Raw genomic sequence first — 17,929 nt, 5'->3', positions numbered from 1 at the left:
TTCCGGCGGAGGTGGTGACCGCCGTGTTCTACAACTTCGCACCCGCGCGGGTGGCCAAGGCCCTTCCCGCGGCCTGGGAGGTGGCCGGCCCGGCCGAGGCCCTGCGCGCGCGTGAGGAGTCGGCCGTCGCCGCCCTGCGGCGCTACGGCCTGGTCGACGACGACGGCCTGCGCACCGCAGCCGATCTCGCGGCCAAGGCCGCCGTCGCGGCGCCGGTCGACGGTCGGCCGCTGTTCGCCGCCAACCTGTCGCTGGAATGGCCCACCGATCCCGTGGCGCGGTTGTGGCACGCCGCGACGCTGCTGCGCGAACACCGTGGCGACGCGCATGTGGCGGTGCTCGCCGCCGCAGGCGTCAGCGGCCGCGAGTGCAACGTGTTGCACGCCGCCGCGGGCAAGGTGCCCGCCGAGATGATCATGCGCAGCCGGGATTACGACGAGCAGCAATGGGCCGAGCACCAGAACCGGCTCGCCGCTCGCGGCCTGCTCGACGACAGCGGAGCGCTCACCGATGCAGGCCGGGAACTCAAGCAGCACATCGAGGACACCACCGACGCGCTGGCGCTCTCGGCACTCGACGGCCTCACCGACGACGAGGTCGAACAGCTGTTCCGGACGCTGACACCGCTCGCCCGCGCCGTGGTGGCGGGAGGCGACGTGCCGCAGGCCACCCCGATGGGCCTCAATCGCGACGACCTCGACGACGAGAGCGCCGGGCTCAGGACTTCTTGACCGGGTCGTGGCCCCAGTTCTTCAGCGAGTACCGCCACGCCGAGTCTTCGATGTCGCCTGAGGGCCGTTGCGCCAGATGGCGTTTGGTGTAACCGACGACCTTGCGCATGTGCGCGTAGTCGTCGTCGGACAGGTCGGACTTCTTGGCCTTCAGGATCTTGACGATGTGCCGGCCGCTCTCGTGGCCGGTGGACTCGCCGCCGCCGGATTTCTGGCCCACCGACTTCGAATCGTCGGAGTCGAGCCACTTCTCCAGTTCCGACGCGGTCATGTTGACGACGTCATGGAACTCGTCCCAGGTCTGCTTGTGGTCCTCGTCCTGCTTTGTGTCACTCTCGGCCATCGGTCACTTCTTCTTCAGCGCGCCCGGCTTGTGGACGGCGTCGTTACCGCTCTTCTCGCTCTTCACCCGGTACTGCGGCTCGTCCTTCGACGCCTTGACCTTGCGGCCGGCCGCTTCTTTCTCCGAGGTGATCTTCTCCTCGACGGTGCCCTCGGCGGTACTGCCGTGACTCTGCCAGCTGACCTTGTCGCCCTTCTTGAACTCTTTGCTCATGAGCGGCGGGTACCCGTCGGCCCTGCCGTCATTCGCGGCGTCCGGGATTCGTCACATTTCAGCGGGGCGCGTACATGATGACGCCGACGCCGAGGAGACTCACCACGGCGCCGGTGACGTCCCACCGATCCGGGCGGAAACCGTCGGCGACCATCCCCCACGCCAGCGAGCCGGCGATGAACACGCCGCCGTAGGCCGCCAGCACCCTGCCGAATTGGGCGTCGGGCTGGAACGCCGCGACGAAACCGTAGGCGCCGAGGGCGATCACCCCGAATCCGACCCACCACCAGCCGCGGTCTTCCCGCACGCCCTGCCAGACCAGCCAGGCGCCACCGATCTCCAGCAGCGCCGCGAGCACGAACAACATCACCGACTTGGCCACGACCATGCCCGTCAGCCTGCCGCGAGCGTGCACGTTTGTCGGTGATTGACGGCGTGTCGGGCCGCAGACATGCGCACTCGCGGAGCCAGCGCAGTTCACGAACCGAGGTTGCGGTTCCACTCCAGCCAGCCCACGCCGGTACGGCCGTCGGTGAGCGTCACCGTCGCCCATGCGCGCGGGAAATGGCTGACCCGGCCGTCGTCGGCGGTCAGCCGCACCGGCGCGAAACCGCGCAGGTCGACGGTGGCGTCCACGTCGCCGGGCGACATGGTCAGCGTGGTGGTGACGGGTAGGCCGTTGTCGGCGAACGTCGCCCGCGCGGTGACCGTCGCGGTCTCCTGCAGCGGCGCCCCCGGCGGTTGCACGTAGCCGACGCTGAGCGGCGGCGTACCGGGGATGCGCAGGTCGACGCCGTGCAGATGGGTGCCGTCGTCGAGGTGCAGCGCACTCCACACCCAGTCCATGGACCACCAGTCGCGCACGCCCCAGGAGTGGTCGCGCTGCCCGGGCGCATCGCGCAGCGTCACCGTCCGGCCCTCGGCGGTGATCGTGCCCGACACCGTGCAGGCGATCTCGTATCGAGGGGTGATGCGGTACTGGTAGGGCGTGCCGGCGGTGGTCCAGGTGAGGTCCATCGTCAGCTCGACCGGACGGCCCTCGGCGCCCTCGAGCAGTGCGCCGGCGTCGTCGAACGCCTGGCCGCTGCCCCGCACGGTCACCCGGAAGCGGCGAAGCGGTTCGTCGGCCGCCATGGAGATCTCGACGGCGTCACCGCGCGCCAGGAACGGATCCTCGGGCAGTGGCGCCTCGAAGTCGAGGACGGCGATGGTCGGCATGTCGGGCCCGCAGATCAGCGCGTTGAGCCAGGCCGTGCGCCGGTTCGGGTACAGGCCGACCCTGACCCAGCCGCCGATGCCCTGGCCGGCGTCGACGACGTCGAAGTACCAGCTCTCGTTCCACAGTTCCTCGTCGCCCGGCGGGTGCCCGCCCTCGTCGCCGGCCGACGGCTGCAGGGCTTCGGGCGGTGACGCCGACGGCAGCACGTCGAGCGCGCCGGTGTCGAGCACATGGGAGCAGTGCCGCGCGAGCATGGTCATGAACATGCGGTCGCCGCGGTCGGTGCGCTCGACGAGCATCGACGACACGATCGCCATCATCACCCCGAAGAAGCTCTGCCGCCGGACGCCGTCGCGCACCTCGTCGAGGCTGACGGTCGACTGTGGTCCGAGCGCCTCGTGGTACGCCCGCAGCAGGGCGTCGTAGTGGTCGCGGCGCGCCGACTCCGTCAGGGCGCAGCCCAGGAAGTACGCCACGTCGGTGAAGGCCGGGCCCCACGTGACGGTCTGCCAGTCCACCACCGTCAGTGGGCGGTCGGCGCCGGCCTGACCGAACAGCATGTTGTCGAGCCGGTAGTCGCCGTGCACCAGACCCGCGACACGTTGCGCGGCGGCCTCTTCGGTGACATAGGCGTCGAAGCTCGCCACCAGCCGCTCGCACACCTCGCGGTGTCCGGGTTCGATCTTCTCGGCGTAGCGTTCGGCGAAACCGGCCCACAGCGCGGCGATCAGGCCCTGGTTCATCGGCGACTCCCGGTTGAGCCAGTCCGCATCGGCCAGCGCGGGGTCGCCGAGCAGCGGGCCGTGCACCCGGCCCAGTTCGGTCAGGGCGAGGGTCGCCTGTTCGATTGTCGCGCCGCGGATCTCGTCGCCCACGACGGCGGGCGCCGCGTCGCCGAGCACCAGGTGGAATGTTCCGTTCGCGGGGTCGTAGGCGGCGTGGTGGCAGGGCGCGACCGGGCCGCCGAGCCGCGGGGCGATGTCGGTGTAGAACCGCACCTCGCGTTCGTAGAGTCCCATCGCCAGCCCGGTCTGCCTGCTGTTGGCGTCGGTGGCGGCGACCTTGAGCACCACCGACTCCGGGCCCGGCGCCGCGTCGTCGGCATACTGCAGCGCGACGCGGTAGCACTCGCTCATCTGGCCGGTGCCGATGCGTTCGAAGGAGAAGCCGGCGACGCGTCCCGTGCCGATCGCCGTGGTCAGCCAGTCGGCGGTCAGGTCGTCCGGGCGTTCGATCACCAGGTCGTCACGTGCGTCCACCGGATGAACGTAGCAGTGGGGTGGATCACACTGTTGACGGGTGTCAATCAGTGCGGCGCGCTGGTGGAAGGGGTGTGGCAGTGCTGCGGCGGCGCTGCGGGCACGTCGAGCGCGGGGTTGCGGTCGAAGAAGCCGTAGGGCTCGAGCCAGAACGACACCACGTCGACCGGCATCACCGGCCAGTCCTCCGGCCGGGTGATGTGGTGGATGCCGAAGACGTACCACAGCACCACGTCGGTGTTGTCGATCGACCGGTTCGCCTTCGTCCACTCGCCGAGCCCGGTGTCGGTCTCCGACTGGTTGACGAATTCGCCTGCAGGCCAGCGCTCGTCGGGACTGCTCGGTGTCACCCACAGGGTGTGGCCGATCACGTTGGCGCGGCGCAGCACCGGCGACGCCGGGTCGAACATCGGTGGGAGCGCCCCGGTGGGGATCAGCTTGTAGGACGGGTGGGTGCCCAGTCCGTTGACGACGTTGGTGTTGACCACCTTCCAGCCGCGCTGGGAGGCGAAGTCGACGTCCTGCCTGCCGTCGGCCTCGGTGAGCAACGGCACCTCGCGCAGCAGCACCGACAGGCCGTAGGGGTTGGCGGGCCCCATCGGCTCGGCGTAGGACTCCGTGCGGTAGACGGTGTTCTCGCCGCCGTCGACGTCGAGGTCCAGCCGGGCCACCAGGAAGTGCTGGTGGAACGGTGCATACGTGCGGTCGTCGACCAGCGTGCCGTTCGGGTGGGGCTGGCCGGGGGCGAGCGGGGTGGTGACCATGATCCCGGTCGCGCGCACCTCGCACTCGATGTTGCCGTCCTGGTAGAGCCGCCAGTACACCAGGTACTCGTAGTTCGCGACCGTGACGTGGAACGACACCGTGAGCCGCCGCATCCGTCGCACCTCGGCGCCGGCGTCGTGGTCCACGTGCTTCCACAGGACCGCGTTGTCCTCCTCGTGGACGCAGATCGCGTTGGTGATCGTGTACGGCACGCCGCGGCTGTCGTGCAGCACGGCGTCCAGGTAGCGGATCTCGCCGAGGCAGTCACAGCCCAGTTCCAGTGACGTCGTCATGAAGCCGAGGCCCCATTCGCCGATGTCGAACGCCGTGCGGCGGTAGTGATCCTGCGACGAATCCCGATACGGCACCACCATCTCGGCGAACGAAAGCCGGTGCGCCACCGACCGGTCGCGGTCGCCGTCCCGGTAGGACACCGTGTGGAGCGTCATTCCCTCCCGGTGGTTGAACCCGATCCGCAGCGACCAGTTCTGCCACTGCAGCAGATTGCCGTCGAGCCGGAACGACGTTCCCTGCGGCTGGGTGATGTGCAGCGGCGCCAGTGGCTCGCGGCGCCACGCCGCCCTGATCCGCTCGGGGACGTGGGCCGGGGCGTATTCGCCCATGACGTCCGGTGGTTCGGCGCCGCCGGCGAACGGGCCGGTGTCCTCGATCCGGAGCAACGACATGGCGTTGAGGTCGACGACGCAGTGCAGCCCACTGACCATGTGCGCATAGGGATTGGCACCCGGTGCGCCGCGCAGCCAGGTGTCGGACCAACCGATCCGCCGGTCACGGAATTCCGTTGGGGCGACGGCGTTTCCGTACGTCCAGGTGTCCATGAACACGAGCTCGAGATCGGTGATGCCGCGGCGGGCGAGGGCGGCGATCAGATCCGGATGCGAGCGCAGCATCCGGTCGCATTCGGCGAACTCGTCGACCGTGAAGTTGGCCTGCACGCCGGGCAGGTGCGTGAACGAATCCACCCGGCCCTCGGTCAGCGACACCACGCCCTTGTACGTGGAGTTGGTCGCCCGGTGCAGGCAGATCACCGTGGCACGGCGCTGTGGCGCGACGCCTGTGGCAGCGAACTCGCGAAGCTCCGCCTTGTCCGGTTCGCTCAGTTCGACCGACGCGAACCGCCAGCCGTCGTCGACGTCGGTGTCGCGGCGCAGTATCGCCGAGACCGCCTCGAATTCGTCTGCGGCCAGGGGATCCAGGGGGTGCACGCGATCACGCAATCACATCCGGCGGCGCCCCGCAGCCATTCGATGTGCTCGGCGCTAGCGCGTCGCGAGGCTGAAGCCCTCCCACGCCTGCCTGCGGTCGACGTCGGGGTCGAACTCGATCCGGGGCTTGCGGTCGAACACCCGCACGGCGCGTTGGTCGGCGGTGTAGAGCGGCCAGTCCTCCCCCGGCACACCCGTGCGGCCGAACGCGCGCCAGCGCCGCTGCACGTCCCGGCTCACCCGGCGGGCCGACCGCTGGTCGGCGGCCGCGGTGAGCAACGACCCCAGCCGAGTGCGGTAGGTGTCGAACACGGCGAGCAGCTCCATGGCGTGGGTGGCGCCGAGCCCGGACCACTGCAGCGTGCGGGGCGCATAGTCGTAGCGGTAGACGTAGGTGGGCGCGTGCCGGGAATGCGCCTCGGCGACCTCCCAGGTGGCCGTGCCGAACGCGAAGTCGCCGCCGAGCCGCACACACGCCGACGGGCTCGGGTAGCCGGGGTAGGCCGACGTGATGCGTTCGCGCCGCTCGGCGTCCGAGTTGGCCAGCAGCAGCTCGATGGTCGCCTCCGACGTCGGCAGGAGCTGCAGGAACCGGGTGAACAGCTTGCCCTCCTCGGCGTTGTTGCCGACGATGAGGGGCACCCGGTGGGCGGTGCCCTCGCGCATCGCCTCGACCGGATCGCGGGGCAGGTAGTCGGTGCCGAACGCCGGGCCGACCGCGAACGCTCCCGGCAGGTCGTCCGTGCCTCGGGTGAGCAACCGTTCCAGCGCGGTCACCAGCTCCCTTGGCCTGGCCGCCATCAGCGCGGCGGCCCCGTCCTGCGGTCGCGCGCCGAGCAGCCCCGCGAACTGGTCGGCGAAGGCGGCTGCGGCCTCCGGTGACCGCACCATGCCACTGACCGGGCTCTGCGAGATGACCCGCGCGAAAAGGCCTTTGGCCTGCGGCACGGCCAGCAGCGTCGCGACGGCGTGCGCCCCGGCGCTCTCGCCGAAGATCGTCACGTTGTCCGGGTCGCCGCCGAACACCTCGACGTTGTCGCGCACCCAGCGCAGCGCCATCACCAGGTCGCGCAGGTACAGGTTGCCGTCGATCGGGTTCTCCGGCGTGGACAGCGACGACAGGTCCATGCAGCCCAGCGCCCCGAGCCGGTAGTTCACCGAGATGTAGACGCAGCCCCGCCGCGCCATCGCCGCACCGTCGTAGAGCGGTGTCGCCGAGCTGCCGAGCAGGTAGCCGCCCCCGTGGACGAAGAACATCACCGGCATCGGCCCGTCGGGCCGCGACTGCGGCGCAACGACGTTGAGCGTCAGGCAGTCCTCGCTCATCGGCTGGTACTTGTTGACCCCGACCAGGGTGTACCTGCGCTGCTGCGGTGCGCAGTACCCGATGCTGTGGCAGTGCCGGACACCGCGCCACGGCTGCGCGGGCAACGGCGCCCGGAACCGCCGCCGGCCCACCGGCGGCTGGGCGTACGGGACGGCCCGCCAGCGGTGCACGCCGTCACGGGTGAAGCCTTCGATCGTGCCGGTGCTGATCGTTGCGCGGACTGTGTGTTCGTGCATTCACCGACCGTAGCGAACGAACCGCCGTTCGCCGCGCCTGACGGGCCCCACCGCTTCGGCCCGCTAGCCTGGCTGCATGCGGATTGCTGTGTTGATCGCGGCGTCTGTGCTGGTGGCGGGGGTGTGCGCAGGGTGCGGCGGGCAGGACGGCGAGTCCGGGTCACCGTCGGGTTCCCGATTGTCGGTGCCGTCGCCCACGTCGCGCGCGAGCGTCCCGCCCACCCCCACTGCGACGTCGAAGCCGCCGGTGGGCGCGCCGCGGGCCGGCGCCGCGATCGGCGACGTCATCGCGTTCGTCGCAGCCGGAACGCCCACCGACGTGGGCGGTTTCCACGAGGCGACCCGCGACGGCGAGGTGTCACGACTCGGCGATGCCGTCGCGTTCACCACACCGTCGGGCACGACGCGGTGCATGACCGATCCGCAGTCCGACGGCGGGCTGGACTGCCTGGTCCGGCTGACCGACCCGCCACCGGCCCCGCCCGACATCGCGGGCCAGTGGATCGGCGACTGGGTGGACTTCACCGGCCCGACAGTCGACGTCGGGTCGGTGCACGGCGATCCCGGCCCGTTCGTGCGGGGCGACGGGGCCGCACTGCCCTACGGCCGGTCGCTGGCCTTCGGTGACTTCCGGTGCCGCGCCGACCCCGCGGGCCTGTTCTGTGTGAACTACGCCCACCAGACGGCCGCCCGCCTCAGCGACGCCGGGGTGGAGCCGTTCGGCTGCCTGAAGAAGGTGAGCCCGCCGGCCGACATCGGGATCCGGTACAGCTGCCCGGAATGACCCGCCGCACCTAGTCGGTGGTGCGAAGCCGCGCCTGCACCCTCTCGGGATAGGTGTTCGTCATCCCGACCGCACCGGCGATCACCACCACCGGGATCACCCAGTTGGTCCAGTGCGCGGTCGACGGGGCACCGGCCGCGACGAAGCCGAGCACCGCGATGAGTGCGAACACCAGTCCCCACATCAGCGTGAGCATCTGGTTGGTGCGCCGGAAGGCCGCCTTCTCCCGGTCGCTGCGCGGGGTGAAGTCGCGCGCGTACTGCTCGGTGAACGGGGTGAACGCCAGCGAACCGAACGCCATCACGGCCAGCACGCCGCTGGACAGCGTGGTCGAGTAGACGTCCATCCAGTCCATGTCGGTGGCACCGGTGACCATGCCGGCGATGGTGACGGCGACGAAGAACACGATCGTCACCACCTCGAGCAACCGGGGACCGCCGACGCGCATCGACACCCCGAGGATGAACGCCGCGATCACCGCGCACAGACCGCCGTAGAGCCAGGTGCTCGAGCTGCCGGCCACCACCCAGTACAGGATCCAGGGTGCGAACCCCACGAAAGGGCTGTGCTCAAACCATTCATCCATCGTCACCGCAGAGTACGAGCAGCGGCGCCGCGGTGCGTCCTCAGGTCAGGCCACGCCCTTGCGCCGCAGCAGCGGGAGCACACCCTCGGCGAACCAGTGCGCCTCCTCGAGGTGCGGGTAGCCCGACAGGATGAACTCGTCGAAGCCCAGCGCGTGGTACTCGACGATCAGGTTGGCGACCTCCTCATGGCTGCCGACCAGCGCCGTGCCCGCGCCGCCGCGCACCAAACCGACCCCCGCCCACAGGTTCGGGTAGATCTCCAGCTGGTCCACCCGCCCGCCGTGCAGCGCCGTCATCCGCCGTTGCCCTTCGGATTCCGACTTCGAGTGCAGGGCGGTGGCCTTCGCGATCTGTTCGGGTGTCAGCTGGCCGACGAGTTCGTCGGCGACGGCCCATGCCGCCGCGGAGGTGTCGCGGCTGATGGTGTGCAGCCGGATGCCGAAGCGGATGGTGCGCCCGCGCTCGGCGGCCAGCGCGCGAACCCGCTCGATCTTGGCGGCCGCCGCCTGCGGGGGCTCACCCCAGGTCAGGTAGACGTCGACGTACTGCGCGGCGATCGGCAGCGCGGCGGCCGACGACCCGCCGAAGTAGATGCCGGGCAACGGGTTCGGCGGCGCCGACACCCGGGCGTCGGCGACCCGGTAGTGGTCGCCGGAGAAGTCCAGTGACTCCTGCTGCCAGAGCGTGCTGACGATGTGCAGGAACTCGCCGGTGCGGGCGTAGCGCTGATCGTGGTCCAGCCAGTCGCCGAACCGCCGCTGCTCGAGGTCGTCTCCCCCGCTGACGATGTTGAGCAGGACGCGGCCGTCGGAGAATCGCTGCAGGGTGGCGGCCTGCTGGGCGGCCAGCGTCGGCGGCACCAGCCCGGGGCGGAACGCCACCAGGAACTTCAGCCGCTCGGTCTCCGACAGCAGCGCCGCCGCGGTCAACCAGGCGTCCTCGCACCAGGTTCCGGTCGGGGTGAGCACTCCCTCGAAGCCGAGACGGTCGGCCGCGCGGGCCACCTCGGCGAGGTAGCGCCTGCTGGGTTCGCGGTACCCGGCGGGCACGGTGTGGTGCGACGAGGCGTGCGAGGCGCCGACGATGTTGCGGCTGTCGCCGTTGGTGGGCAGGAACCAGAAGAATTTCGCAGGCGAAGCCGGCGGTTGAGCTGCAGCGGGGGTGGGCATCTTCACTCCTTGTTGCGGTCGATGTAGAGCGGGGCCAGCACGTCGCCGTAGCGGCGGTCGACCCAGCGGGAGAAGTCGGGGGCCGATGCGATCTGCTGCGACTTCGCGAAGAGGTCGGCCATCTCCTGCTCGGACGCCACGAGTTGATCGGACAGGTCGAAGGGCAGTCGCAGGCTGCGGCCCTGCGCCAGCTTCGCGACCTCGGGGTCCAGGCCGACGTCCTCGCCGTAACGGGTGGCCCACTCGTCGGGGTTGTCGTGCGCCCAGCGGACGGCCTTGGCGTAGCGCACCAGCAGATCGCTCAGCGCCGAGTTGCGCTTCGGGTCGGCCAGCGCCGCGTCGGCCGCCACGCCGAAGCCTGCGCCGTTGGTGACGCCGGTGGCGCGGGCGATGCTGCGTACGGGCAGCTCCGTCTCGGCCTGTGCGGTGTAGGGGTCCCACAGCGCCCACACGTCGACGCGGCGCTGGGTGAACGCCGACAGCGCATCGGCGGGCTGCAGGAACACCAGCTTGACGTCGGCGGGCGTCAGCCCCGCCCGATCCAGCTGGACCAACGTATGGCCGTGTGCGGAGCTGCCTTTGGCGACCGCGATGCTCTTGCCCCGCAGGTCGCCGATCGACTGCAGCGGCGAATCGGCGTGCACCAGGATCTGGTCGCCGTACCCTCCGCCGTCGTATGCCGAGACGATCTTCACCTTCGCGTTGGACGCGGCGCCGAAGATCGGCGGGGTGTTGCCGGTGATCGCGAAGTCGATCTTGCCCGCGGTGGCGGCCTCGATCTGCGGCGGGCCCGAGGTGAATGTCGAGAACTCGACGGCATACGGCAGGTTCTCCAGTGCTCCCGCGGCCGTCAGCAGCGCCTGCGTACCGCCCTTCTGGTCGCCGATGTGAAGGGTGACACCGGCGAGTTCCGACAGCGGGACGGTCTCCGGCGCCTGCTGCGCGCCGGATGACTCCTCGCGTGACACACAGCCGGCGAGCAGGCTCACCGCCGTCACCGCGGCGAGCAGCACCGCGATCGGCCGGGATCTGGGCATGGTCGTCTCCTCAGTCGAAGTCGTCGTCGTCAGCGGATGACGCCGAGCCGGTCGAGTAGCTCGGCGCGGTAATGCTCGGTGTGGGCGGCCGATTCGCCCGGCGGAAGGCGCGGCTCGTCGATCTCGAGGGTGTGCGCCACCTTCCCGTCGTCGAGCACCAGCACGCGGTCGGCCAGCGCGACGGCCTCGTCGACGTCGTGGGTGACCAGCAGCACCCCGAATCCGTGTTCACGCCACAGGTCGACCAGCAGCGAGCGCATGCTCAGCCTGGTGAGCGCGTCGAGCGCGCCGAACGGTTCGTCGAGCAGCATCAGTTCCGGCTCGGCGACCAGGGCCCGAGCCAGCGAAACACGTTGTGCCTGACCGCCCGAGAGCGTCAACGGCCACACACCGGCGCGGTCCGCCAGGCCGACGTCGGCCAGCGCACGCCGGGCCCGCTCGTTCGCCTCGCCGCGGGACAGACGTTGCCGCGTCAGCCCGTAGACGACGTTGGTGAGCACGTCCCGCCACGGGAAGAGCCGCGGTTCCTGGAACGCCAGCGCGGGCGCTCCGGCCACCACCCGCTCGCCGGTGTGATCTGTGGACAGCCCGGCGAGCACCCGGAGCACCGTCGACTTACCGGAGCCGCTGCGGCCGATCAGCGCGACGATCTCACCGCGGGCGATGTGCAGGGAGACGTCGCTGAGCACATGGTGGTCGCCGTACCACTTGTCGACGTGGCGGAGCTCACCCGCGGTCTGCGTGCGGCGTTCGCTTGCGATGGTCATGTGCGGTACCTCAATGCTCGGCGCTCGAGAGCGCGGACGATGGCATCGGTGCCGATGCCCAGCAGTGCGTAGACGACGAGCCCGAAGATGATGATGTCGATGCGCAGGAAGTCGCGGGCGTTGTTGATCAGGAAGCCGATGCCCTTGTCGGCGTTGATCTGCTCGGCGACGATCAGCGTCAGCCATGCGATCGCCAGGGACTGCCGGAAGCCGACCAGCACCTGGGGCGCGGCGCTGGGCACGATGATGTCGCGGAACCGCTGCCAGAACGAGAATCCGAGTACCTGAGCGGTTTCGAAGAGTTTCGGGTCCACCTGGCGGATGGCGGAGAAGGTGTTGAGGTAGAGCGGGAAACTCACGCCGAGCGCCACCAGCAGCACCTTGGGCAGTTCGCCGATGCCGAACCACACGATGAACAGCGGGATCAGGCCGAGATGCGGTAGCGCGCGCACCATCTGCATCGGCGGGTCGACGGTGGCCTCCAGCCAGCGGGAGAGTCCCACCGCGGTACCGAGCGCGACCCCGACGACGCTGCCCAGCAGCAACCCTTCGACGACGCGGATGCCCGACACCCGCAGCGCGTCGGCCAGTTGGCCGTTGCCGATCAGCTCGACGCCGGCCTCGGCGATCAGTGACGGCGCGGGCAGCACGTCCTGCGGGATGAGGCCCAGCGCGCTGCCCAGCTGCCACAACAGCAGCAGCACCACCGGCGACGCCAGCCGGACGAAACCCCACTTGCGTTCGCCGCGAACGCCTTTCGTGCGCCCGCTGATGCCTGCCGTGCCTACCGCGCCCGGCGCAGTCGCCACCTCCGATGAACTCGCCACGGTGAACCGACGCTACGGGCGCACATCGCAGCGGCGTAAGGGTTCTGTTCGCGGTGAGGAAAAGAAACGCCGGAACACGCCCCCCGGCGGCCTGCGGTGCGTCGTCAGCCGAGCCGGAAGCTCCCGCTGACCAGGGTCGGCGTCACCGCCCGGCCGTTGATCGTCGATCCCATCGTGCCGTTGTCCAGCACCACCAGCTGCGCGGCCTGCTGCAGTTGCCGCCGGCTGCGCACCTGCGTACGGAACTGCTCGGCCGCGAGCCGCTGCCGGTCGGCCTCTTCGAGGTCGTGATCGCTGACACCGCCGCTGTACTGGACGCCGATCGCGTACTCGTCCGGCCGGCGCACCCACGTCGAGCGCACGCCACCGGTATCGGCGGTGTACACCCCCGCCGGCGCCTGCGCCGGAGTGGCGACGAACGGGTACGCGACGCCGTTCACGGTCAGTTCGCCCTCGACGTCGGTGCCGTCGAACGTCGCCTCGAGCGTGTCGCGGAAGCGGGAGTCGATGTCGATGCGGCCGGTGGACTCGCTGCCGAAGAACCACGCTTCGTCGTCGGCGCCGTTGCAGGCGTAGGCGGCGATGTCCGAGCCGTCGACGGAGATTCCGATGCTCATCGCCCTGCCGTCCCTGGTGATGTCGGCGATGTAGGTGCCCGAGGGCGGGAAGGTGGTGGCCGACGTCGCCACGACCGACGGCCCGGTCGCCTCGGGCGACGACCCGCCGGAGCACGCCACGACACCGAGCGCGAGCAGCCCGCCGATGCTCACCAGCAGTGCGCGCAGGTGCGTGAGCATGTGCTCAGCATCCCCCGCACTTGTTGATCGCGGGCGGAAACCGGCGTGCCTGTGCAGTACAGACGGGTCAGCATTGCCACCCTGCGCCCGCGGGGCCGAACTAGCGCCAGCCGTCGGCCGCCTTGGCCGCCCGCACGAGAGCGTCGCAGAGCTTGCGCAGCTCGTCGGACTCGGCGCCCTCGTCCAGCGCGATCGCAACATCCTCTGCGGCGCAACGCACCTGGTAGACCCGGTCGGAGAGCTGCGCGGCCTCGTCCGCGGTCAGCACCACGGCGTCCGGCGCGACCGCGCTGCCCTTGACCATGGCCCGCTGCTCGTAGGCGCGCTGACGGCAGGATTGCCTGCAGTACTGGCGCCGCCTGCCCATCCCGGCGTCGGCCACCTCGCGGCCGCACCAGCGACAGGGTTGCAGACGGCGACGTCTGACATCGTCGCGATGCTCGCGGCTACGCACTTCAGGCCCCACGGTGGTCGACTGTAGACGGCCCACGGCGCGGTTCCCGGTATCCTGGGGGTCGAGTCGGGAACTCAACGGGCACCGACCGCGTTGATGATCCGGCAACTTACACATCGAGGAGTGTTGACGATGGCTGATCGCGTCCTGAGAGGCAGTCGCCTCGGAGCCGTGAGCTACGAGACCGACCGCAACCACGACCTGGCGCCGCGTCAGGTGGCTCGCTACCGAACCGACAACGGCGAGGAGTTCGACGTCCCGTTCGCCGACGACGCCGAGATCCCCGGCACCTGGCTGTGCCGCAACGGTATGGAGGGCACCCTGATCGAGGGTGACGTGCCGGAGCCGAAGAAGGTGAAGCCCCCGCGCACCCACTGGGACATGCTGCTCGAACGGCGTTCGGTCGACGAGTTGGAAGAGCTGCTCAAGGAGCGCCTGGACCTGATCAAGTCCAAGCGCCGCGGCAGCTGAGCGCCCGCTAGCGGACGATGCCGCGGGCGCGATCGAGGCGCCCGCGGACACCCCAGGTGGCGACCTTGAACATCGCTTCCCGGATGTTGGACCCGCTCATCTTGGACACGCCGAGTTCTCGTTCGCTGAACGTGATCGGCACCTCCACCACGACGAAGCCCTGGTTGATCGCGCGCCAGGTCAGGTCGATCTGGAAGCAGTAGCCCTTCGAGTCCACCGCGGCCAGATCGATCTTCTCGAGTACCTCACGGCGGTAGGCCCGGTACCCGGCGGTGATGTCGTGGATGTCGACACCCAGCAGCACCCGGGCGTAGGTGTTGGCGGTCTTCGACAGGGCGTAGCGCCGCCGCGGCCAGTTCCGGATCGTGCCGCCGGGGACGTACCGGGACCCGATCGCCACGTCGGCGCCGCCGTCGACGGCCTCCAGCAGGCGGTGCAGCTGTTCGGGTGCGTGGCTGCCGTCGGCGTCCATCTCCACCAGCACCGAGTACTGCCTGCCCAGTCCCCAGGCGAATCCGGCCAGGTACGCCGCTCCGAGTCCGTCCTTGCTGGTGCGGTGCATGACGTGCACCCGGTCGGGGTCGGCGAGCGCGAATTCGTCGGCCAGCTCACCGGTGCCGTCCGGGCTGCCGTCGTCGACGATCAGGATGTGCACGCCGGGGCAGGCCTGGTGCACGCGGCCGACGATCAACGGCAGGTTCTCCCGCTCGTTGTAGGTCGGGATGATGACCAGCGCGCGCTGACTCGGCCGGGTGGCGCCGCCGGCACCCTCCCCCGGCCGCGCTCCACCAGGGTCAGTCATGTGAGTCCTCCGTCGTTGCCGCCCTTGTCGGGCGGGCTGTTCCCGGTCTTCCCGGCCCTCTGCCGGCGCCGTCTGATCGCCGATACGAACGCTCCATTGTGCAGCATGGCCGCCAGCACCGACGCGACGCCGACCGCGATGATCACGGCCTGCACGATGGGTCCCCAGCGGGTGGCGGGTGTGAGCTGCGTCTTCAGCCTGATCTGCTGATCGAGGTAGGCCGGCTCGAAGAACCCGGTGCGCGCCAGCTCACGTCCGTCGGGGGCGATCATCGCGCTGATGCCCGTGGTGCCCGCGACCACCACGAACCGGTCGTGCTCGACGGCGCGCAGCCGGGCGAACGCCAATTGCTGCTCGCTCATCGGCTCGGTGAACGTGGCGTTGTTCGACGGCACCGCCAGCATCTGCGCGCCGGCCAGCACCGACTCCCTCGCGGCCCGGTCGAAGATCACCTCCCAGCAGGTGGTCACCCCGACGGGAACACCGGCCGCGTGCACCACCCCGTTGCCGGAGCCGGGGATGAAGTAGCCGGCCCGGTCGGCGTAGGGCGACAGCTTGGAGAAGAAGCCGCGCCACGGCAGGTACTCCCCGAACGGCTGCACGATCCGCTTGTCGTGCCGTTCGGCGGGCCCGGTCCCGGGCTGCCACACGATCACCGAGTTGGTGGACACCGGGTTCTCCGGGCGGTAGTCGGGGGCCCTGACGACGCCGCCGACCAGGATCGGTGCATCGATGGCGTCGGCGGCCGCGGTGATCTGCTCCGCGGCGTCCGGATTGGCCAGCGGGTCGATGTCCGAGGAGTTCTCCGGCCAGATGACCAGAGCCGGGTGCGGTGCACGGCCGGCCCGCACGTCCTCGGCCAGCCGCAGCGTCTCCTGCACGTGGTTGTCGAGGACCGCGCGGCGCTGGGCGTTGAAGTCCAGCCCGAGCCGCGGCACGTTGCCCTGCACGGCGGCGACGGTGACCGCGGGGTCGTCTCCGGCGCCGACCCCGGAGTGCCGGACCTGCGGGGCGATCAGCGCGGTGCCCAGCAGTGCCGCGCTGATGCAGATGCCGGGGAGCACGACGGCGGGCAGCGCGGTGTGCGTGTCGTCCTCGTGGTGCCACCAGCGGACGGCCTCGACGACGATCGCGGTCAGGCAGAAACCGGTCAGCGCGACCGCGAAGGACAGCAGCGGCGCACCGCCGGCCTGCACCAGCGGCAACAGCGGTCCGTTGGTCTGACTGAAGGCCACCACACCCCACGGGAACCCGCCGAACGGCACCGTCGACTTGAGCCACTCCTGGCCCACCCAGAGCGCCGCCAGCCACAGCGGCAGGCCGGGCAGCCGCCGCACCAGCACCGCGACGGCGCCGAACAGCCCGGGGAACAGGGCCTGCACCACGGCCAGCGCCAGCCACGGCACGGGGCCGACCAGCCCGCTGATCCACGGCAGCAACGGCACGTAGAACACCGTGCCGAACAGCACGCCGTAGCCGAATCCGCCGGCGACGGTCGTCGACGGTCGCATCAGCGTCCACCCCAGCAGGGCGAACGCGACGAATGCTGCCCACCACCAGCCGAACGGCGGGAAGCTCAGGCACAGCAGCATCCCGCCGACGGCGACCGCGCCCAACTGCGCCCACCGCGACAGCACTGCCGGGCCCGCGCCGCGAGCGATGCGGGTCAGCCGCGACGGCTGCGCGTGCCGCTCCGCCCGCTGCGCGCGCGACTGTGAGACAGCGTCCTCGCCGAAGGATTCCCGGCGGGCGGCCTCGTCGCCGGAACTCTCGTCGACGGTCTCGTTCGGGCCGGTGTCGAGGTCGTCGGGATCGGTGTCGACGGGAACCGCGGGGATCACGTCGGTGTCGTCCATCGCCCGGCGGCGGCGGCGACGCGGTGGGTCAGCCATGGATGACGACACCTCGGTGGACGGTCTGGCGGCACCTCGGCGACGGATCGCCCGGCGCCAGCCTCGGCAGCGCCGGGACCCGGGACCGCGGGTCGGTGGACCAGCGCGCCACACCGTCGGCCGGCGCGCTCACCGTCAGGTCGTCGGCGTCCCAGATCGCGTAGGAGGCGGGCGCTCCGGGGACCAGGGTGCCGGTGACGCCGTCGTTGACGCCTGCGGCCCGCCAGGCGCCCCGGGTCGCGGCCGCGAACCCGGCCCGCAGCGACACCGCGCTGCCCGGTGTCCGGTGTGCGCTCGCGGCGCGGACCCAGCCCCAGGGATCCAGCCCGGTGACGGGGCTGTCCGAGCCGAAGGCGAGGGGCACGCCTTGGGATGCTAACAGCGCGAACGGGTTGAGCCCGCCGGCGCGATCCGGGCCGAGCCGCTGGGCGTACATGCCGTCGGGTCCGCCCCAGAGGGCGTCGAAGGAGGGCTGGACACTGGCGTGCACACCCCACGACCCGAGCAGCGTGGCCTGCTCGGGGGTGACCATCTCCAGGTGTTCGAGGCGGTGACCGCAGCGCGCGACCGCGGGCGCGCCGACCCGCTCGACGATGCGGGCCAGTGCCTCGACCACCGCGCCGACCGCGGCGTCACCGATCACGTGGAAACCCGCGGTGATCCCGGCGTCGGTGCAGGCGGCCAGGTGCGCGGTGATCTCGCCGGCGTCGAGATAGGTGTTGCCGCAGCTGTCCGGCGCGTCGGCGTACGGCGTGTGCAGCCAGGCCGTTCGCGACCCCAGTGCGCCGTCGACGAACAGGTCGCCGGCCAGTCCGCGCGCCCCGGTGCGATCGACGAGGTCGCGGGCCGCACCGGGGCTGCTGACCGCTTCACCCCAGTACCCGACGACGTCGACACCGTGCGTGAGGTCGCGGACGGCGAGCCAGTCGTCGAGGCCGCCGATCTGCGGACCGGCGCATTCGTGCACCGCGACGATCCCGCTCGCGGCGGCCGCGTCGAGGGCCGCCGTCTGCGCGTCCCGGC

At 70.7% G+C, this 17,929-nt stretch carries 19 protein-coding genes; 3 read left to right on the top strand and 16 right to left on the bottom strand.

Annotated elements, in window-relative coordinates; genetic code table 11:
• Window positions 1-731 (top strand): SCO6745 family protein (locus Q2100_RS18815; protein ID WP_302915274.1); only part of this gene is annotated, 731 nt, incomplete at its 5' end.
• On the opposite strand, the gene Q2100_RS18810 is transcribed toward Q2100_RS18815, so the two are convergent.
• The 6 genes from Q2100_RS18810 to Q2100_RS18785 all read right to left on the bottom strand — a co-directional run bounded on the left by Q2100_RS18810 (window position 718) and on the right by Q2100_RS18785 (window position 7,319).
• On the bottom strand, window positions 718-1,074 hold the full coding sequence (locus Q2100_RS18810) for a DUF3140 domain-containing protein (protein ID WP_302915273.1): 357 nt from the start codon (window positions 1,072-1,074) through the stop codon (window positions 718-720). The two genes, Q2100_RS18815 and Q2100_RS18810, sit on opposite strands and share 14 nt — an antisense overlap.
• Before the next feature lie 3 nt (window positions 1,075-1,077).
• Window positions 1,078-1,287 carry a hypervirulence associated TUDOR domain-containing protein gene (locus Q2100_RS18805; protein WP_264015762.1) on the bottom strand — a complete coding sequence of 70 codons (210 nt, stop codon included), beginning with the start codon at window positions 1,285-1,287 and terminating at the stop codon, window positions 1,078-1,080.
• A gap of 58 nt (window positions 1,288-1,345) precedes the next feature.
• Window positions 1,346-1,675, bottom strand: a complete 330-nt coding sequence (locus Q2100_RS18800; protein WP_302915272.1) for a YnfA family protein — start codon at window positions 1,673-1,675, stop codon at window positions 1,346-1,348.
• An 89-nt stretch (window positions 1,676-1,764) separates the two neighbouring features.
• Window positions 1,765-3,765: a DUF7064 domain-containing protein gene (locus Q2100_RS18795; RefSeq protein WP_302915271.1), complete on the bottom strand. Its 2,001-nt coding sequence runs from the start codon at window positions 3,763-3,765 to the stop codon at window positions 1,765-1,767.
• 47 nt (window positions 3,766-3,812) lie between these two features.
• Window positions 3,813-5,756 (bottom strand): primary-amine oxidase, encoded by a 1,944-nt coding sequence (locus tag Q2100_RS18790; protein WP_407667655.1) that lies wholly within the window; start codon window positions 5,754-5,756, stop codon window positions 3,813-3,815.
• Window positions 5,757-5,810: 54 nt separating this feature from the next.
• Window positions 5,811-7,319 (bottom strand): carboxylesterase/lipase family protein, encoded by a 1,509-nt coding sequence (locus tag Q2100_RS18785; protein ID WP_302915269.1) that lies wholly within the window; start codon window positions 7,317-7,319, stop codon window positions 5,811-5,813.
• 76 nt (window positions 7,320-7,395) lie between these two features.
• Here Q2100_RS18785 and Q2100_RS18780 point away from each other — a divergent pair, with 76 nt between their 5' ends.
• Window positions 7,396-8,103 carry a hypothetical protein gene (locus Q2100_RS18780; protein WP_302915268.1) on the top strand — a complete coding sequence of 236 codons (708 nt, stop codon included), beginning with the start codon at window positions 7,396-7,398 and terminating at the stop codon, window positions 8,101-8,103.
• A 10-nt stretch (window positions 8,104-8,113) separates the two neighbouring features.
• Here the strand turns inward: Q2100_RS18780 and Q2100_RS18775 are convergent, their stop codons facing one another.
• The 7 genes from Q2100_RS18775 to Q2100_RS18745 form a co-directional block, all read right to left on the bottom strand.
• A complete protein-coding gene (locus Q2100_RS18775) occupies window positions 8,114-8,659 on the bottom strand; it encodes a hypothetical protein (RefSeq protein ID WP_407667654.1) in 546 nt (181 codons plus the stop codon).
• A 75-nt stretch (window positions 8,660-8,734) separates the two neighbouring features.
• Entirely contained in the window at window positions 8,735-9,859 is a 1,125-nt protein-coding gene (locus tag Q2100_RS18770) for an LLM class flavin-dependent oxidoreductase (protein WP_264015755.1), read from the bottom strand.
• Window positions 9,860-9,861: 2 nt separating this feature from the next.
• Complete coding sequence (locus Q2100_RS18765; protein ID WP_302915266.1) at window positions 9,862-10,896, bottom strand: ABC transporter substrate-binding protein; 1,035 nt, start codon at window positions 10,894-10,896, stop codon at window positions 9,862-9,864.
• Window positions 10,897-10,925: 29 nt separating this feature from the next.
• The gene (locus tag Q2100_RS18760; protein ID WP_302915265.1) at window positions 10,926-11,663 is read right to left on the bottom strand and encodes an ABC transporter ATP-binding protein; all 738 of its coding nucleotides are present in this window, start codon (window positions 11,661-11,663) and stop codon (window positions 10,926-10,928) included.
• A complete protein-coding gene (locus Q2100_RS18755) occupies window positions 11,660-12,436 on the bottom strand; it encodes an ABC transporter permease (protein ID WP_302915276.1) in 777 nt (258 codons plus the stop codon). The genes Q2100_RS18760 and Q2100_RS18755 overlap by 4 nt, the downstream gene beginning before the upstream one ends.
• 158 nt (window positions 12,437-12,594) lie before the next feature.
• Window positions 12,595-13,287: a hypothetical protein gene (locus Q2100_RS18750; protein WP_302915264.1), complete on the bottom strand. Its 693-nt coding sequence runs from the start codon at window positions 13,285-13,287 to the stop codon at window positions 12,595-12,597.
• Between the two features lie 100 nt (window positions 13,288-13,387).
• The gene (locus Q2100_RS18745; protein WP_302915275.1) at window positions 13,388-13,741 is read right to left on the bottom strand and encodes a hypothetical protein; all 354 of its coding nucleotides are present in this window, start codon (window positions 13,739-13,741) and stop codon (window positions 13,388-13,390) included.
• A 132-nt stretch (window positions 13,742-13,873) separates the two neighbouring features.
• On the opposite strand from Q2100_RS18745, the gene rbpA reads away from it, so the two are divergent.
• On the top strand, window positions 13,874-14,212 hold the full coding sequence (rbpA, locus tag Q2100_RS18740) for an RNA polymerase-binding protein RbpA (protein ID WP_264015750.1): 339 nt from the start codon (window positions 13,874-13,876) through the stop codon (window positions 14,210-14,212).
• Between the two features lie 7 nt (window positions 14,213-14,219).
• On the opposite strand, the gene Q2100_RS18735 is transcribed toward rbpA, so the two are convergent.
• The 3 genes from Q2100_RS18735 to Q2100_RS18725 all read right to left on the bottom strand — a co-directional run.
• Window positions 14,220-15,014, bottom strand: a complete 795-nt coding sequence (locus Q2100_RS18735; RefSeq protein WP_264015749.1) for a polyprenol monophosphomannose synthase — start codon at window positions 15,012-15,014, stop codon at window positions 14,220-14,222.
• The gene (gene lnt / locus Q2100_RS18730; RefSeq protein ID WP_302915263.1) at window positions 15,011-16,906 is read right to left on the bottom strand and encodes an apolipoprotein N-acyltransferase; all 1,896 of its coding nucleotides are present in this window, start codon (window positions 16,904-16,906) and stop codon (window positions 15,011-15,013) included. Before lnt ends, Q2100_RS18735 begins: the two co-directional genes overlap by 4 nt.
• The coding region (locus Q2100_RS18725; protein ID WP_302915262.1) for an amidohydrolase family protein at window positions 16,899-17,929 on the bottom strand (1,031 nt) is incomplete at its 5' end. The genes lnt and Q2100_RS18725, both read right to left, overlap by 8 nt.

It is taken from the genome of Mycolicibacterium arseniciresistens (assembly GCF_030519285.1).
Classification (GTDB): domain Bacteria; phylum Actinomycetota; class Actinomycetes; order Mycobacteriales; family Mycobacteriaceae; genus Mycobacterium; species Mycobacterium arseniciresistens.
This window is presented reverse-complemented; position numbering and strand designations above follow the sequence as displayed.

What these genes read in the sequence shown, in the direction of transcription:
- Q2100_RS18800 (WP_302915272.1), bottom strand. Translation starts at nt 1,675, where the DNA reads ATGGTCGTGGCCAAGTCGGTGATGTTGTTCGTGCTCGCGGCGCTGCTG.
- Q2100_RS18735 (WP_264015749.1), bottom strand. Translation starts at nt 15,014, where the DNA reads ATGACTGACCCTGGTGGAGCGCGGCCGGGGGAGGGTGCCGGCGGCGCC.
- Q2100_RS18780 (WP_302915268.1), top strand. Translation starts at nt 7,396, where the DNA reads ATGCGGATTGCTGTGTTGATCGCGGCGTCTGTGCTGGTGGCGGGGGTG.
- Q2100_RS18810 (WP_302915273.1), bottom strand. Translation starts at nt 1,074, where the DNA reads ATGGCCGAGAGTGACACAAAGCAGGACGAGGACCACAAGCAGACCTGG.
- Q2100_RS18805 (WP_264015762.1), bottom strand. Translation starts at nt 1,287, where the DNA reads ATGAGCAAAGAGTTCAAGAAGGGCGACAAGGTCAGCTGGCAGAGTCAC.
- lnt (WP_302915263.1), bottom strand. Translation starts at nt 16,906, where the DNA reads ATGGCTGACCCACCGCGTCGCCGCCGCCGCCGGGCGATGGACGACACC.
- Q2100_RS18760 (WP_302915265.1), bottom strand. Translation starts at nt 11,663, where the DNA reads ATGACCATCGCAAGCGAACGCCGCACGCAGACCGCGGGTGAGCTCCGC.
- Q2100_RS18785 (WP_302915269.1), bottom strand. Translation starts at nt 7,319, where the DNA reads ATGCACGAACACACAGTCCGCGCAACGATCAGCACCGGCACGATCGAA.
- Q2100_RS18765 (WP_302915266.1), bottom strand. Translation starts at nt 10,896, where the DNA reads ATGCCCAGATCCCGGCCGATCGCGGTGCTGCTCGCCGCGGTGACGGCG.
- rbpA (WP_264015750.1), top strand. Translation starts at nt 13,874, where the DNA reads ATGGCTGATCGCGTCCTGAGAGGCAGTCGCCTCGGAGCCGTGAGCTAC.
- Q2100_RS18750 (WP_302915264.1), bottom strand. Translation starts at nt 13,287, where the DNA reads ATGCTCACGCACCTGCGCGCACTGCTGGTGAGCATCGGCGGGCTGCTC.
- Q2100_RS18770 (WP_264015755.1), bottom strand. Translation starts at nt 9,859, where the DNA reads ATGCCCACCCCCGCTGCAGCTCAACCGCCGGCTTCGCCTGCGAAATTC.